Source organism: Mesorhizobium sp. M7A.F.Ca.US.008.03.1.1 (genome assembly GCF_003997495.1).
GTDB lineage: Bacteria > Pseudomonadota > Alphaproteobacteria > Rhizobiales > Rhizobiaceae > Mesorhizobium.
Genome location: NZ_RZRU01000025.1, coordinates 48410 through 62858 on the forward strand (window position 1 = coordinate 48410; position 14449 = coordinate 62858).

General features: G+C 63.2%; 17 protein-coding genes. 15 read left to right on the forward strand and 2 right to left on the reverse strand.

Features of this window, described 5'->3' with window-relative positions:
* Nucleotides 1-34: 34 nt before the first annotated feature.
* The 7 genes from EOA16_RS26990 to EOA16_RS27020 all read left to right on the forward strand — a co-directional run bounded on the left by EOA16_RS26990 (nt 35) and on the right by EOA16_RS27020 (nt 4461).
* A complete protein-coding gene (locus tag EOA16_RS26990; protein WP_127260849.1) occupies nt 35-628 on the forward strand; it encodes a hypothetical protein in 594 nt (197 codons plus the stop codon).
* 44 nt (nt 629-672) lie between these two features.
* Complete coding sequence (locus tag EOA16_RS26995) at nt 673-1278, forward strand: glutathione S-transferase family protein (RefSeq protein WP_127260850.1); 606 nt, start codon at nt 673-675, stop codon at nt 1276-1278.
* Nucleotides 1275-1868, forward strand: coding sequence for an urease accessory protein UreE (ureE, locus tag EOA16_RS27000; RefSeq protein WP_127260851.1), 594 nt, complete (start codon nt 1275-1277; stop codon nt 1866-1868). Before EOA16_RS26995 ends, ureE begins: the two co-directional genes overlap by 4 nt.
* A complete protein-coding gene (locus EOA16_RS27005) occupies nt 1861-2532 on the forward strand; it encodes an urease accessory protein UreF (RefSeq protein WP_164754400.1) in 672 nt (223 codons plus the stop codon). The genes ureE and EOA16_RS27005 overlap by 8 nt, the downstream gene beginning before the upstream one ends.
* Entirely contained in the window at nt 2529-2969 is a 441-nt protein-coding gene (locus tag EOA16_RS27010) for a DUF3995 domain-containing protein (protein WP_127260853.1), read from the forward strand. Before EOA16_RS27005 ends, EOA16_RS27010 begins: the two co-directional genes overlap by 4 nt.
* On the forward strand, nt 2966-3610 hold the full coding sequence (ureG, locus tag EOA16_RS27015) for an urease accessory protein UreG (protein WP_013528407.1): 645 nt from the start codon (nt 2966-2968) through the stop codon (nt 3608-3610). Before EOA16_RS27010 ends, ureG begins: the two co-directional genes overlap by 4 nt.
* A gap of 83 nt (nt 3611-3693) precedes the next feature.
* Nucleotides 3694-4461 carry a class II aldolase and adducin N-terminal domain-containing protein gene (locus EOA16_RS27020; RefSeq protein WP_127260854.1) on the forward strand — a complete coding sequence of 256 codons (768 nt, stop codon included), beginning with the start codon at nt 3694-3696 and terminating at the stop codon, nt 4459-4461.
* A 61-nt stretch (nt 4462-4522) separates the two neighbouring features.
* On the opposite strand, the gene EOA16_RS27025 is transcribed toward EOA16_RS27020, so the two are convergent.
* A complete protein-coding gene (locus EOA16_RS27025; RefSeq protein ID WP_127260855.1) occupies nt 4523-5155 on the reverse strand; it encodes an HAD family phosphatase in 633 nt (210 codons plus the stop codon).
* 257 nt (nt 5156-5412) lie between these two features.
* On the opposite strand from EOA16_RS27025, the gene EOA16_RS27030 reads away from it, so the two are divergent.
* Nucleotides 5413-6372, forward strand: coding sequence for a sugar-binding transcriptional regulator (locus EOA16_RS27030; RefSeq protein ID WP_127260856.1), 960 nt, complete (start codon nt 5413-5415; stop codon nt 6370-6372).
* 35 nt (nt 6373-6407) lie between these two features.
* On the opposite strand, the gene EOA16_RS27035 is transcribed toward EOA16_RS27030, so the two are convergent.
* Complete coding sequence (locus EOA16_RS27035) at nt 6408-6593, reverse strand: hypothetical protein (RefSeq protein ID WP_127260890.1); 186 nt, start codon at nt 6591-6593, stop codon at nt 6408-6410.
* 110 nt (nt 6594-6703) lie between these two features.
* Between EOA16_RS27035 and gcvA the strand changes: the two genes are divergently transcribed.
* The 7 genes from gcvA (at nt 6704) to EOA16_RS27070 (ending at nt 14436) form a co-directional block, all read left to right on the forward strand.
* Nucleotides 6704-7609 (forward strand): transcriptional regulator GcvA, encoded by a 906-nt coding sequence (gene gcvA / locus EOA16_RS27040; RefSeq protein WP_127260857.1) that lies wholly within the window; start codon nt 6704-6706, stop codon nt 7607-7609.
* Nucleotides 7610-7835: 226 nt separating this feature from the next.
* A complete protein-coding gene (locus EOA16_RS27045) occupies nt 7836-9146 on the forward strand; it encodes a sugar ABC transporter substrate-binding protein (protein WP_027040044.1) in 1311 nt (436 codons plus the stop codon).
* Nucleotides 9147-9270: 124 nt separating this feature from the next.
* Nucleotides 9271-10143, forward strand: coding sequence for a sugar ABC transporter permease (locus EOA16_RS27050; RefSeq protein ID WP_013528414.1), 873 nt, complete (start codon nt 9271-9273; stop codon nt 10141-10143).
* An 11-nt stretch (nt 10144-10154) separates the two neighbouring features.
* Nucleotides 10155-10979 carry a carbohydrate ABC transporter permease gene (locus EOA16_RS27055; protein WP_023810705.1) on the forward strand — a complete coding sequence of 275 codons (825 nt, stop codon included), beginning with the start codon at nt 10155-10157 and terminating at the stop codon, nt 10977-10979.
* Between the two features lie 49 nt (nt 10980-11028).
* Entirely contained in the window at nt 11029-12027 is a 999-nt protein-coding gene (locus EOA16_RS27060) for an ABC transporter ATP-binding protein (protein WP_127260858.1), read from the forward strand.
* A gap of 2 nt (nt 12028-12029) precedes the next feature.
* Nucleotides 12030-12800 (forward strand): L-iditol 2-dehydrogenase, encoded by a 771-nt coding sequence (locus EOA16_RS27065; RefSeq protein ID WP_127260891.1) that lies wholly within the window; start codon nt 12030-12032, stop codon nt 12798-12800.
* Nucleotides 12801-12957: 157 nt separating this feature from the next.
* Nucleotides 12958-14436: a mannitol dehydrogenase family protein gene (locus tag EOA16_RS27070; RefSeq protein WP_127260859.1), complete on the forward strand. Its 1479-nt coding sequence runs from the start codon at nt 12958-12960 to the stop codon at nt 14434-14436.
* The last annotated feature ends 13 nt before the right edge of the window (nt 14437-14449 follow it).

The following is a 14449-nucleotide window of genomic DNA, read 5'->3' on the forward strand; positions in this document are numbered from 1 at the left end:
CACTATGCGGCTCAACGAAACCGCGTGACTAGCCATGGCCACCGAAATCGCTTCCGCCCACGACATCTTCCCGCATATCCGGATCGTCATGGGCATGGTGATCGGGCTTGGCGTTGCCCGTCTGCTCTCGGGGGTGGCGCGCATCGTCCAGCATCCCGGCCAGTACAAGCTCTATACCGTGCATCTGGCCTGGGTCGTCTCGGTGCTCCTGATGCTGGTGCATTTCTGGTGGTGGGAGTTCGGCCTCTACGCCATCGAAACCTGGACCTTCGGCAAGTACCTGTTCATCATCTTCTATGCGATCACGCTGTTCCTGCTGTGCGCGCTTTTGTTTCCGGATTCGATGCTGGACTACACCAGCTACGAGGATTTCTTCTATTCGCGCCGGGCGTGGTTCTTCGGCCTGCTGGCGGCGACCTACCTGCTCGACGTGATCGACACGCTGCTGAAGGGGCCGGAGCATTTCGCCCGCTTCGGCAACGAGTATCTGTTCCGCACGCCGGTCTTCGTCGCGCTCTGCATCATCGCGATCCTGGTGCGCGACCGCCGCTTCCACATCGCCTTCGTCACGGCGGCGCTTGTCTATCAGATATCGTTCATCCTGCGGCTCTTCGACACCATCGTCTGAACGAACGCGATGGTCTAGCTTGTTGGGGAAAGGCAGGGTTCGACATGTACAAGGCCGTTGGATCGCGTGGATCCCGGGTCAGCCGCGTTCTCTGGATGCTCGAGGAGCTCGGGCAGCCTTATGAATTCGTCGAGGTTCATCTGCGCTCACCGGAAGCCTATGCGCTCAACCCATCGGGCAAGGTGCCGATTCTCATCGATGGCGAACTGACAGTGACGGATTCGGCGGCGATCTGCGTTTATCTCGCCGACAAGCACGCGGAGAAGGACATGGGCGCCAATCCGGGCGTCGCCGGCCGTGCCGAGATGGATTCCTGGATGCATTTCGCCCAGAGCGAGTTCGAGGCGCCGCTGTGGAACAAATTGCGCCATCGCTTCCTGCTGCCTAGGGATGTGCGCGTCGATGTCGGTCCTGCGGCGGCTTACGATTTTGCCTCGGAACTGAAGGCGCTGGAGCGGCGTCTGGGCGACAAGCCGTTTGCTCTAGGCGAGCGGTTTTCAGCCGTCGACGTGCTGCTCGGCGACATGGGTGGGTGGGCGCGTGCCGGCCGGTTTGCGATCGAGTCCGAACGCGTCAACGCCTATTTCGACCGCGTGCTGGCGCGGCCTGCGCGTGTGCGGGCACAAGCAAATGGGGGATCCATGAAATGAAACTCAACCTGAACACCGACTTCACCAAATTCCCGCGCGCCGTCTCGGTGCTGTCCGCCGGCCATGCCGGAACCACCCTACCGTCCGGCCGGGCCATTCTCGCCCATGACGAGCGCCATCTGCGCCGCCGGGCTATCGAACTTGCCGACGGCAGCAAGGTGCTGGTCGACCTGCCCGAACCCGTCGCCTTGAACGATGGGGACCGGCTGGTGCTGGAGGATGGCGGCCATGTTGAGATCGCCGCGGCGCCGGAAGAGGTCTACGACATCCGCGCCCGCGACGGCGTGCATCTGGCCGAACTCGCCTGGCATATCGGCAACCGTCATCTCGCGGCGAGCATCGAGGCCGGGCGCATCCTCATTCTGCGCGACCATGTCATCAAGGCGATGCTGGAGGGGCTGGGCGCCACGGTGACCGACGTGTCCGAACCGTTCAAGCCGGTGCGCGGCGCCTATTCCGGCCATGGTGGGCAAAGCCACGATCACGGCCATGCGCATGCGCACAGCCACGCGGAAGCGCACAGCCATTCTCATGGCGAATCGCATTCCCACTCGCACAGTCATGCCGGCCATGACCACGATCATGACTGACCAGCCTTCGAACATCGCCCTGCTGCGGCTGATGGCGTGGCTGTCGCCTGCCTTTCCGGTCGGCGGCTTTTCCTACAGCCATGGTCTCGAGCGTGCGGTGCATGACGGGCTGGTTGCCGATGCCGGGAGCCTGGCCAACTGGCTGGAAACGCTTGTCGAGATCGGTTCGGGCTGGAACGACGCCGTGCTGTTCGCCGAGAGCTGGCGCCGGGCGCGCGGCGCCGGTGATCTCGATGAAGTGGCGGCACTCGCCGAGGCGCTGGCCGGCTCGCGTGAACGCCATACCGAGACCATGCTGCAGGGTGCGGCCTTCCTCAAAGCGGCGGCAGCCTGGCCTAATCCGGTGCTGGAGCGCTTGCCGGCCGAATGCGCCTATTGCGTCGCCGTCGGCGCCATTGCCGGCGGCAACGGCATCGCGCTTCAGGATGCGCTGTCGGCTTTCCTGCAAACCTTCTTCTCCAATCTCGTGCAGGCAGCGATCCGGCTTGGCATCGTCGGCCAGAACGGCGCGACCGCGTTGTTGGCCGGCTTCGAGCCGCTGGCCCTGGCGACCGCAAGCCGCGCCGCGCGCTCGGCATTGGACGATCTCGGTGGCTGCGCCTTCGTCTCCGATGTCATGGCGATGAAGCATGAAACCCAGTATTCGCGGCTGTTCCGCTCATGATTTTTCTCGCCTTCGCGCTCTCCCTTGTCCTGCTGCTGATCACCGCGCTGCATGTCTATTGGGGCCTTGGCGGCATCTGGCCGGGCCAGGATGCGGCCTCCTGCGCTCGTGCCGTGGTCGGCTTTCGCGGCGTCGACGAGATGCCGACGCCGTTCGCCAGTTTCGCCGTTGCCGCGTGCCTCTGCCTGGCGACACTATGGCCGCTGGCGCTCGAAGGCGTCTTTGCCTCGCCCTTTCCCAGGGAGGGCCTCGCCGCCACCTCGCTGCTCATCGGTCTCGTGTTCCTGGGACGCGGCATTGCCGGCTTCACGTCATGGTGGCGGCGGCTGACGCCGGAACAGCCTTTCGCGCGGCTCGATGTCCGCTATTATTCGCCGCTATGCCTGTTGATCGGGCTCGGCTTTGCCATCCTCGCCATCACGGAGTTTCCCGCATGACACAGACAAATGGTCCGCTGCGCGTCGGCATTGGCGGCCCGGTCGGTTCGGGCAAGACGACGCTGACCGAAAAGCTGTGCAAGGCGCTGCGCGACGAGTTTTCCATCGCCGTCGTCACCAACGACATCTACACCAAGGAAGACGCCATGATGCTGGCGCGGCTGCAGGCACTGCCCGAGGACCGCATCATGGGTGTCGAGACCGGCGGCTGCCCGCACACCGCCATCCGCGAGGATGCGTCGATCAATCTGCAGGCGATCGCGCAGATGAACAGGAAATTCCCGGATCTCGACATCGTCTTCATCGAATCCGGCGGCGACAACCTTGCCGCCACCTTCTCGCCGGATCTGGCCGACCTGACGCTCTATGTCATCTCGGTTTGCCAGGGCGAGGAGATTCCGCGCAAGGGCGGGCCGGCGATCACCCGCTCCGATTTCCTGGTGATCAACAAGAGCGATCTTGCTCCTTACGTGAACGTCAACCTCGATGTCATGGAGAGCGACGCCGGCCGCATGCGCGGCAAGCGGCCGTTCGGCTTCACCGACCTGTCGCGCGGCAAGGGATTGCAGGAGGTGATCGATTTCATCATCGAGCATGGCGGCCTGCGAGCCGGCGCTGCCGCTGCCAGCACGGCGGCGTGAGACACGCCATCCCTGCACCAACCAAAACCGGTTGCGGGAATGGGCTGGCCACGGCATTCTTGCCGAAACCGGAGGATTTTTCGATGAGCCTTGCCCGTCTGCAAAAGGAACCGCTGACCAACCTGCCCTACTATGAGGAGCGCGTCGATCTCGCCTGCGCCTTCCGCTGGACGGCGCGGCTCAACATGCACGAGGCGGTGGCCAATCATTTCTCGCTGGCCGTCAATGATGGCGGCACACAGTTCCTGATGAATCCCAACCAAGTGCATTTCTCGCGCATCAAGGCGAGCGACCTTCTGATGATCGATGCCAACGATCCAGAAACGCTCTCCGGCCCCAATGCGCCCGACCCGACGGCGTGGGGGCTGCATGGCGCCATCCATCGCAATGTGCGCCACGCGCGCTGTGTCATGCATGTGCACTCGATCCACGCCACGGTGCTGGCCTCACTCGCTGACTCGACATTGCCGCCGATAGACCAGAATTCGGCGATGTTCTTCAACCGCCATGTCGTCGACGCGCATTATGGCGGGCTGGCCTTCGAGGAGGAGGGCGAGCGCTGCTCGCAGCTTCTCGTCGATCCCAAGGTCAAGGTTATGGTGATGGGCAATCACGGCGTGCTGGTGATCGGCGATACGGTCGCCGATGCCTTCAACCGCATGTTCTATTTCGAACGCGCCGCCGAGACCTACATCAAGGCGCTGTGGACCGGCCGTCCGCTGCGCACGCTGTCAGATGCGATCGCCGAAAAGGCGGCGAGCGAGATGGACGACTATCCCGGCCAGGCCGAACGCCATCTCAGCGAGTTGAAGGCGATCCTCGACGAGCAGGAACCGGCCTACCGGAACTGAGGGCTCTTAGTTTGACGCAATTCCGGACGGAAAACCGCTTCACACTTTTCCTGGAATTGCTTTAAAGCCCCAGTTCGGCGCGCAATTCTTCGGCGCTGTTGATGACGACGGCGCCAGGAGGGCCTTCCATCGGCTTTTCCGGCCAGAAGATCGTCTTCATGCCCGCCGCCAGTCCCGCCATGGCGCCCGGCCAGCTGTCGTCGATCGCCACGGCGTGCGCGGGGTCGACATCGGCCAGATAGGCGGCGCGCAGGAACGGCTCGGCATGCGGCTTGCCTTCGCGCACATCGTTGCGGCTGATCGTCTTCATGCCGGGGTAGGTCAGGCCGACCATGCTCAGATTGGCGTCGACGATCATCCGGTCCGAATTCGAGACCACGGCTTGCGCCACGCCCCTTTCCCGCAGCTCGCTGAAAATCTCGATCGCGCCGGGGCGCGGGTTCAAGCTCTCCACCAGCGGCAGGTAGTGTTCGTATTTGCGCATGATCCAGTCGTCGAAAGGCAGGTCCAGGCCGAACTCGTCACGCATCATCTCGTAGACCGGCCAAGCGGCAACGCCGAGTACGCGCTCGTGCAGGTCATCAGGCGGGACAAGGCCGACATTGCGCATCGCCGCCATCAGGGCGGCCTCGTGCAGCGGTTCGCTGTCGACCAGCGTGCCGTCCATGTCCCAGAAAACCGCTTTCGGCGTCATGTGAGGCTCCTTTTTGCCATCCCTTAAAGGGTTTGAGCCGGGAGATAAACCTTCGGGACCGAAGAACGTGCCGCCTGCCGCGACCGGGGGCAAGTCTCTTTGGGGACAGAGACATCGTCGGAGAAGAAAAGCTGAGCCGTGCCTGCGCCGATGGACAGCAAGCAATTGCCCCCGAGATTGACAATTGCGCAGCAGGCCGTTCCCTGCGAAAGTGGGCATGGGCCGCTCTCATGACGGCGGTCTCGGGAGGCAAGACTTTGAATAGCCGGCAGGATGGTGGCAGCAACAGGCTGGACGATGCGGCGCGCGCCGGCTGGCTTTATTATGTTGCCGGCAACACACAGGACCAGATCGCTTCGACGCTTGGCATCTCGCGGCAAACGGCGCAGCGGTTGGTGTCGCTGGCGGTGTCGGAGGGCTTGATCAAGGTTCGCGTCGACCATCCGATCGCCAACTGCCTCGATCTGGCGGCACGGCTGAGATCGCGCTTTGCCCTTGATCTGGTCGAAGTGGTGCCGAGCGACCCCAACTCGTCCTCGACCACGATCGGTATCGCCGAAGCGGCTGCCGCCGAGATCGAGCGGCGGTTGCGTTCACCAACCCCGATCGTCATGGCGATCGGCACCGGGCGCACGCTGAAGGCGGCGATCGAGCAGCTGCCGCCGATGGAATGCCCGCAGCACAAGGTGGTGTCGTTGACCGGCAACATCTCGCCGGACGGTTCGGCCGCGTTCTACAACGTCATCTTCACCATGGCCGACAGGGTCAAGGCGCGCTCCTTCCCGATGCCCTTGCCGGTCATCGCCTCGTCGCCGGAGGAGCGCGAGATGCTGCTCAACCAGCCGATGATCCAGCCGACGCTGGCGCTTGCCGCCGAGGCCGACGTCACCTTCATCGGCATCGGCGACCTCGGCGCCAAGGCCCCGCTCTACGAGGACGGCTTCATTTCGGAGAGCGAACTGAAGGCGCTGCAGAAGGCCGGCGGCATCGCCGAGATCGTCGGCTGGGTGTTCGATAGGGAAGGCCGCATGATCGAGGGCATCACCAACGACCGGGTGTCGTCGGCGTCGCTGCCGTCACGTGAGAAATCGCTGGTCATCGCACTGGCCATGGGCGAACGAAAGCTGCCGGGCATCCTGGCGGCCGCCAACCGGCGGCTGATCAACGGCCTCATCACCGATGAACGGACCGCCGCCGCCCTGCTGGCCAGCATCTGACCGGAAGCAACTGGTTTGCGATAAAACCAACCGCATTAGCCGTGCCGGCCGAAAGGGTCATTGCCATCGAGAAAACCGAGATCGCGCTGCAGATGCGGCGACAGGTCCCTGATGTCGAGATGCGCCCGTTTTTTGGCCGCGAACCAGCCGAATCCATCCGTCAGCCACGAAAACCAGCGGTGATCCGGTGCGTGAGTGCATTTTTGCTGCGCCATGGTCATGATCGTCAACCTTCGCTATCCTGAACCCGAATGACGGGTTGACTGGGAATGTCGGTCCTGACGGCCGCCTTTGCCAATCGAACGTCGATAAGGACCCATAAGGAGACTTTATGCCGGATCTCAGCTCTCGGCAGGTTTCACAGCTTCCGCCGCTGCAGGCGATCCGGGTGTTCGAAGCGGTGGCGCGGCATCTTTCCTTCACCAAGGCGGCCGAGGAACTTGCCATGACGCAAGCGGCGGTCAGCTATCAGATCAAGGTGCTGGAGGAACGGGTCGGCGCGCCGCTGTTCCTGCGACGACCGCGTCAGATCGCACTCACCGAGGCCGGACAGCGCCTCGCGCCGGCGGTCAGCGAGGCCTTTGCCATTCTCGGCCAGGCCTATGCGGCGGCGCGCGGCGGCGCCGACGGATTGCTGTGCGTCACGACGGTGCTGACCTTTGCCTCGAACTGGCTGGCGCACCATCTGGGCTCATTCCAGATCGCTCATCCCTCCCTTGCCGTGCGGCTCGAAACGTCAAGCCGGCTGACGGATTTCGCTCGCGAGGATGTTGACCTCGCCATCCGGTCGGGCGGCGGCAAATGGCCGGGGCTGGAAGCCTACAAGCTGCTCGATGCCGATTTCACGCCGATGCTGAGCCCGAAGCTCGCGGCAAGCATCGGCGGCGTCAGGGAACCGGCGGACCTGTTGCGGCTGCCGATCCTCGATCCCGGCGATGTCTGGTGGACGCAATGGTTCGAGGCTGCCGGCGTGCACTCGCATGATCTCGCCAAGCGGCCCGGCAGCAGCATGGGCGCGCAGGCCTATGAGGCCAATGCGGCGATCGCGGGTCATGGCGTGGCGATCCTGACCAGGGCGCTGTTCAAGGCGGAACTCGCCGACGGGCGCCTGATCCAGCCTTTCGATCTGGTTGGCGACGATGGCCATGCCTATTGGCTGGTCTACCCCGAGGCGCGCCGCAACGTGCCGAAGATCCGTGCCTTCCGCGACTGGCTGCTGGCCGAGATCGCCTGCTGACCGGCAAGCTTCCGGGCTGCACCTGGTTCTCGCAGATCTATCCGCTGTTGCCCCACTGTAATGCGGCCGGGACGATCCTCGCCCTGGCAATTTCCGCTCGCCCCGGCCTGCGGTGTCGCCCGAGTGCTGCGCTGCAGCATCGAATCCGACTTGACATAATTCACGCCAAGTGAGTAATTGCCCAAAGCCAAGGCAAATGCTCATCTTGGTTCAAGGGAGGAATTTGATGAAACTTCGCACGCTCACCCTGGGCTTGTTGTCGGCCAGCACGCTTGCGTTCGCCGCACATGCCGAATCCATCACCATCGCCACCGTCAACAACGGCGATATGGTCCGCATGCAAAAGCTGACCGAGGACTTCACCAAGGCGAACCCCGATATCCAGCTCAACTGGGTTACGCTCGAAGAGAATGTGCTGCGCGAGCGCGTCACCACCGACATCGCCACCAAGGGCGGCCAGTACGACGTGATGACCATCGGCACCTATGAGGTTCCGATCTGGGCCAAGCAGAGCTGGCTGCTGCCGCTCGACAAGCTCGGCGACGACTATGACGCCAAGGACATCATCCCGGCCATCGCCGGCGGCCTTTCGGTCGACGGCAAGCTCTATGCCGCGCCCTTCTACGGCGAAAGCTCTTTCGTCATGTACCGCAAGGACCTGATGGAAAAGGCCGGGCTGAAGATGCCCGACGCGCCGACCTGGGACTTCATCAAGCAGGCCGCCGACAAGATGACCGATCGCGCCAATGGCGTGAACGGCGTGTGCCTGCGCGGCAAGGCCGGCTGGGGCGAGAACATGGCTTTCCTGACCGCCATGTCGAACTCCTTCGGCGCCCGCTGGTTCGACGAGAACTGGAAGCCGCAGTTCGACCAGCCGGAATGGAAGAACACGTTGCAGTTCTATGTCGACCTGATGAAGGCCGACGGCCCCGAAGGGGCTTCCTCCAACGGCTTCAACGAAAACCTGGCGCTGTTCCAGCAGGGCAAATGCGGCATGTGGATCGACGCTACGGTCGCGGCGTCCTTCGTTTCGGATCCGAAGAACTCGACCGTCGCCGACAAGGTCGGCTATGCGCTGGCGCCCGACAATGGCCTGGGCAAGCGCGGCAACTGGCTGTGGGCCTGGTCGCTGGCCATTCCGGCCGGCACGCAGAAGGCGGATGCCGCCGAGAAGTTCGTCTCCTGGGCGACCAGCAAGCACTATGCGGAGCTCGTCGCTTCGAAGGAAGGCTGGGCCAACGTTCCTCCGGGCACGCGCTCCTCGCTCTATGCCAATGCCGAGTACCAGAAGGCGGCTCCGTTCGCCAAGATGACGCTGGACTCCATCAACGCCGCCGACCCGACGCATCCGACGGTCAAGCCGGTGCCCTATGTCGGCGTCCAGTTCGTCGCCATCCCTGAGTTCCAGGGACTTGGCACCACGGTCGGCCAGCTCTTCTCGGCGGCTCTTGCCGGCCAGTCGAGCGTCGACGATGCCCTGAAGCAGGCCCAGGACGCTGCCACCGCGGCAATGACCGAGGGCGGATACATCAAGTAAGGCTCCTCCCGGTGCCGAATGCCGGTCGCCTCCTTGACCGGCAACGGCCGCCCGAGTTCCCAGTTCGGGCGGCCGCCTTTAACGCCTTTTGAAAATTCCGTCTGACCAGTGAAGGGTGACCGTCATGGCTACTCAGCAGACCCGTTCGCTTGCCCGTTTCATGATGGCGCCATCCGTGGTGCTGCTGTTCGTCTGGATGATTGTGCCGCTGGTCATCACCATCTGGTTCTCCTTCCAGCAATACAATCCGCTCAATCCGATCCGCGACGGCTTCGTCGGCTTCTCGAACTACGCGCTGTTCTATTCCAACCCGGCCTTCCTGCAATCGATCCTCAACACGCTCACTTTGGTGGTCAGCGTGCTCCTGATCACGGTGATCGGCGGCATCCTTTTGGCGCTGCTGATCGACCAGCCGATGTGGGGCCAGGGCATCGTGCGCATCCTCGTCATCTCACCGTTCTTCGTCATGCCGCCGGTGGCCGCATTGGTCTGGAAGAACATGATCATGCACCCGCAATACGGGGTGTTCGCCGATATAGCCCGCTTCTTCGGGGCCCAGCCGATCGACTGGTTCGGGCAACATCCGATGCTGGCGATCATCATCATCGTCGCCTGGCAGTGGCTGCCCTTCGCGACGCTCATCCTCTTGACCGCGTTGCAGTCGCTCGACGGTGAGCAGAAGGAAGCCGCCGAGATGGACGGCGCCGGCTTCATCAGCCGCTTCATCTATCTGACGCTGCCGCACATGTCGCGCGCCATCACGGTCGTCATCCTGATCCAGACGATCTTCCTCCTCTCCGTCTATGCCGAGATCCTCGTCACCACCAATGGCGGGCCGGGATACGCCTCCACCAACCTGCCCTTCCTCGTCTACCAGAAGGCGTTGCTGGAGTTCAAAATCGGCCAGGCATCCGCTGGCGGTGTGATCGCCGTCATTCTCGCCAACATCGTTGCCTTCTTCGCCATGCGCGCCGTCGGCAAGAACCTGGACAAGTAAGGGAGGATACGATGGCACGCTCAGTCACCACCCAGCACAAGACGATCGCGACAGTTGCCGCCTGGATCGTCGCCCTGCTGATCTTCTTCCCGATCCTCTACACGATCATCACCTCGTTCAAGTCGGAGCAGGAAGCCATCCAGGGCTTCAGCATCATCCCGTCGGGAACGTTCGAGAGCTATGCCGAAGTTCAGGCGCAAAGCGGCTACTTCAAGTTCTTCTTCAACTCGGTGCTGCTCTCGGTCGGCTCGACCATCCTGGCCCTGCTGGTCGCCATACCGGCGGCATGGTCGATGGCCTTCTCGCCGACCAAGCGGACCAAGGACATCTTGATGTGGATGCTGTCCACCAAGATGATGCCCGCGGTCGCGGTGCTGTTCCCGATCTACCTGATCTTCCGGGACACAGGACTGCTCGACAGCCGCATAGGCCTGATGATCATGCTGATGCTGATCAACCTGCCGATCGTGGTGTGGATGCTCTACACCTATTTCCGCGAAATACCGGGCGAGATCCTGGAAGCGGCGCGCATGGACGGCGCATCGCTGTGGAACGAGATCGTCTATGTGCTCACACCCATGGCGGTGCCGGGCATCGCCTCGACAATGCTGCTCAACATCATCCTGGCCTGGAACGAGGCGTTCTGGACGATCCGGCTGACGACGACGGAAGCCGCACCCCTGACCGCCTTCATCAGCTCGTTTTCCAGCCCGCAAGGCCTGTTCTGGGCCAAGCTCTCGGCCGCCTCGACACTGGCCATCGCGCCGATCCTGATCATGGGCTGGTTCAGCCAGAAGCAGCTGGTGCGCGGCCTGACATTCGGTGCGGTGAAGTAACGGAATTGCCCGAAGCAATCGGCAGAAATAACCCCTCGGGGAGGAAACCATGGGAAACATCACGCTCAAGAACGTCTCCAAATCCTTCGGAGCAACGTCCATCATCCCCGGCCTTGACCTGGTGATCGAGAATGGCGAGTTCGTCGTCTTCGTCGGGCCGTCCGGTTGCGGCAAGTCAACGCTGCTGCGCCTGATCGCCGGGCTCGAGGACACCAGCGGCGGCTCCATCAACATCGACGGCCGCGACGTCACCGGCGAGGCACCGGCCAAGCGCAAGCTGGCCATGGTGTTCCAGTCCTACGCGCTCTATCCGCACATGACGGTGGCCAAGAACATCGGCTTCCCGCTGAAGATGGCCGGCGAGGACAAGGCGACCATCGACAGGAAGGTGGGAGACGCGGCGCGCGTGCTCAACCTGACCAACTATCTCGAACGCCGGCCCGGCCAGCTTTCCGGCGGCCAGCGCCAGCGCGTCGCCATCGGCCGCGCCATCGTGCGTCAGCCGACCGCCTTCCTGTTCGACGAACCGCTGTCCAACCTCGATGCGGCACTGCGCGGGACCATGCGGCTGGAGATCAGCGAGCTGCACCATCAGCTCAAGACCACCATGATCTACGTTACCCACGATCAGGTCGAAGCCATGACCATGGCCGACAAGATCGTCGTGCTGAACGCCGGCAACATCGAGCAGGTCGGCTCGCCGATGGAACTCTACAAGACGCCGAAGAACCTGTTCGTCGCCGGCTTCATCGGCTCGCCGAAGATGAACCTGATAGAAGGCGCACCGGCTGCCAAAAACGGCGCCAAGACCATCGGCATCCGTCCGGAGCACCTGGAGATCTCGACCACGGCGGGCGAATGGAAGGCGGTCGTCGGCGTCGCCGAGCATCTCGGCTCCGACACCTTCCTGCATGTTCAGGCCGATGGCGTCGGTCCGCTGACGGTGCGCGCCGACGGCGAACTCGCTGTCCATCATGGCGACACCATCTACCTGACAGCAGACAAGGCCAAGCTGCATCGCTTCGGCGCCGACGGAAAGGCGATGTGAACATGCGACTGGCCGGCAAATCCGCGCTGATCACAGGTTCGGCCCGCGGCATCGGCAGAGCTTTCGCCGAAGCCTATGCCGGCGAAGGCGCTACCGTCGCCATTGCCGACATCAATCTCGAGGCCGCGCAGAAGACCGCCGCCGAGATCGGCGGCAAGGCCTATGCGGTCAGGCTCGACGTCACCGACCTCGCCTCGATCGAAGCGGCGGTGAAAGCCGTCGAGACGAAGACCGGTGGCCTCGATATCCTGATCAACAACGCCGCCCTGTTCGATCTGGCGCCGATCGTCGAGATCACCAAGGCAAGCTACGACAAATTGTTTTCCGTCAATGTCGCCGGCACGCTGTTCATGCTGCAGGCGGCCGCCCGCTCGATGATCGCGCGGGGCAAGGGCGGCAGGATCATCAACATGGCGAGCCAGGCCGGACGCCGCGGCGAGGCACTGGTCGGCGTCTATTGCGCCACCAAGGCAGCCGTCATCTCGCTGACCCAGTCGGCGGGGCTCGACCTGATCAAGCACCGCATCAACGTCAACGCGATTGCCCCTGGCGTCGTCGACGGCGAGCACTGGGATCACGTCGATTCGCTGTTCGCCAAATATGAAAACCGACCGAAGGGCGAGAAGAAGAAACTGGTCGGCGAGGCGGTGCCGTATGGCCGCATGGGCACGGCGCAGGATCTTACCGGCATGGCGGTTTTTCTCGCCAGCGCCGACGCCGAATACATCGTCGCCCAGACCTACAATGTCGATGGCGGCCAGTGGATGAGTTGAGGGCGGGGGACGGCCTTTGCTCCCCGTACCTCCGCGGGGAGCAGAGGCCGACATCAGAGGCTATATCGACCTCAGGAAGTGCCACCCCTTAGCCTCTCCGTGTGAAGACGGGGAGAGGGCGTAACGAAGGCCGAAGCCCGGCCAAAGGGTAAAACAGATGACCGTGAAACTCTCGTCCTCAAACCTCTCCAAGCTGCCCACCGAGGTCGCCGGGCCGAAATATGACCGCGCGACATTGAAGGCCGGCATCGTGCATTTCGGCGTCGGCAATTTCCATCGCTCGCATCAGGCCGTCTATCTCGACGATCTGTTCAATGCTGGCATCGGCCATGACTGGGCGCTGATCGGCGCCGGCGTGTTCGACGGTGAAAAGATCGGTCGCAGCAAACTGGAAGAGCAGGATTGGCTGACCACCGTGGTCGAGCAGGATAGCGGCCATATGAGCGCACGCGTCACCGGCGCGATGATCGACTTCCTGATGCCCGGCGATGCCGTCGGCATCATCGAACGGCTCGCCGATCCGGCGATCAAGATCGTTTCGCTGACCATCACCGAAGGCGGCTATTTCATCGACCCGGCCTCCGGCGTGTTCAACCCGACCCATCCCGACATCGTTGCCGACGCGCAGGCCGGCGCCACGCCGAAGACGGTGTTCGGCATCATCCTTGCCGGGCTGGTGCGCCGCCTCGACGAAGGCACCGTGCCGTTCACCGTCATGTCATGCGACAACATTCCTCACAATGGCCATGTCACCTCCGACGGCGTCATCGGTCTGGCCCGCCTGATCGACGAGGATCTGGCGAACTGGGTCAGCGAGCATGTCGCCTTTCCGAACGGCATGGTCGATCGCATCACGCCGGCCACATCAGACCGCGAACGCGGCATTCTGGCCAAGGACTTTGGCCTTGAGGACAACTGGCCGGTGTTTTGCGAGCCGTTCCGGCAGTGGGTGCTAGAGGACCATTTCACCGATGGCCGGCCGCCGCTGGAAAAGGTCGGCGTGCAGTTCGTCAAAGACGTTGCGCCCTATGAACTGATGAAGATTCGCATCCTCAATGGCGGCCATGCCACCATCGCTTATCCGGCCGGCCTGATGGACATTCATTTCGTCCATGAGGCGATGGAGGAGCCGCTGGTGAGCGGTTTTCTGGCCAAGCTCGAACGGGAAGAAATCATCCCTACGGTGCCGCCGGTGCCGGACACGGTCCTGGAAGACTATTACCAGCTCATCGAGAGCCGCTTTTCCAATCCCAAGATCGGCGACACGGTGCGCCGACTCTGCCTCGACGGCTCCAACCGCCAGCCGAAATTCATCATCCCGACCATCGCCGACCGGCTGAAGGCCGGGAAAGGCGTCGCCGGCCTGGCGCTGGAATCGGCATTGTGGTGCCGCTACTGCTTCGGCACGACGGACAGCGGCGCCGTCATCGAGCCCAACGACCCTAGCTGGGACCGGTTGCAGGCAACGGCAAAAGCGGCAAAGGATGCGCCCGCCGCCTGGCTTGCCATGGAGGACATCTATGGCGATGTCGGCCGCGCGACGGCGTTTGTCGAGGCCTTCGCCCATGCGCTCAACGTGCTGTGGGCGAATGGCGCGCGCGCCACGCTGACGCGCTACCTCGCCGGCAAGCTCTGAGAGCCATTCTCCG

Excerpts from the sequence above, each read along its gene's own strand:
- EOA16_RS26990 (WP_127260849.1), top strand. The coding sequence starts at position 35 with ATGGCCACCGAAATCGCTTCCGCCCACGACATCTTCCCGCATATCCGG.
- EOA16_RS26995 (WP_127260850.1), top strand. The coding sequence starts at position 673 with ATGTACAAGGCCGTTGGATCGCGTGGATCCCGGGTCAGCCGCGTTCTC.
- ureE (WP_127260851.1), top strand. The coding sequence starts at position 1,275 with ATGAAACTCAACCTGAACACCGACTTCACCAAATTCCCGCGCGCCGTC.
- EOA16_RS27005 (WP_164754400.1), top strand. The coding sequence starts at position 1,861 with ATGACTGACCAGCCTTCGAACATCGCCCTGCTGCGGCTGATGGCGTGG.
- EOA16_RS27010 (WP_127260853.1), top strand. The coding sequence starts at position 2,529 with ATGATTTTTCTCGCCTTCGCGCTCTCCCTTGTCCTGCTGCTGATCACC.
- ureG (WP_013528407.1), top strand. The coding sequence starts at position 2,966 with ATGACACAGACAAATGGTCCGCTGCGCGTCGGCATTGGCGGCCCGGTC.
- EOA16_RS27020 (WP_127260854.1), top strand. The coding sequence starts at position 3,694 with ATGAGCCTTGCCCGTCTGCAAAAGGAACCGCTGACCAACCTGCCCTAC.
- EOA16_RS27025 (WP_127260855.1), bottom strand. The coding sequence starts at position 5,155 with ATGACGCCGAAAGCGGTTTTCTGGGACATGGACGGCACGCTGGTCGAC.
- EOA16_RS27035 (WP_127260890.1), bottom strand. The coding sequence starts at position 6,593 with ATGACCATGGCGCAGCAAAAATGCACTCACGCACCGGATCACCGCTGG.
- gcvA (WP_127260857.1), top strand. The coding sequence starts at position 6,704 with ATGCCGGATCTCAGCTCTCGGCAGGTTTCACAGCTTCCGCCGCTGCAG.
- EOA16_RS27045 (WP_027040044.1), top strand. The coding sequence starts at position 7,836 with ATGAAACTTCGCACGCTCACCCTGGGCTTGTTGTCGGCCAGCACGCTT.
- EOA16_RS27050 (WP_013528414.1), top strand. The coding sequence starts at position 9,271 with ATGGCTACTCAGCAGACCCGTTCGCTTGCCCGTTTCATGATGGCGCCA.
- EOA16_RS27055 (WP_023810705.1), top strand. The coding sequence starts at position 10,155 with ATGGCACGCTCAGTCACCACCCAGCACAAGACGATCGCGACAGTTGCC.
- EOA16_RS27060 (WP_127260858.1), top strand. The coding sequence starts at position 11,029 with ATGGGAAACATCACGCTCAAGAACGTCTCCAAATCCTTCGGAGCAACG.
- EOA16_RS27065 (WP_127260891.1), top strand. The coding sequence starts at position 12,030 with ATGCGACTGGCCGGCAAATCCGCGCTGATCACAGGTTCGGCCCGCGGC.
- EOA16_RS27070 (WP_127260859.1), top strand. The coding sequence starts at position 12,958 with ATGACCGTGAAACTCTCGTCCTCAAACCTCTCCAAGCTGCCCACCGAG.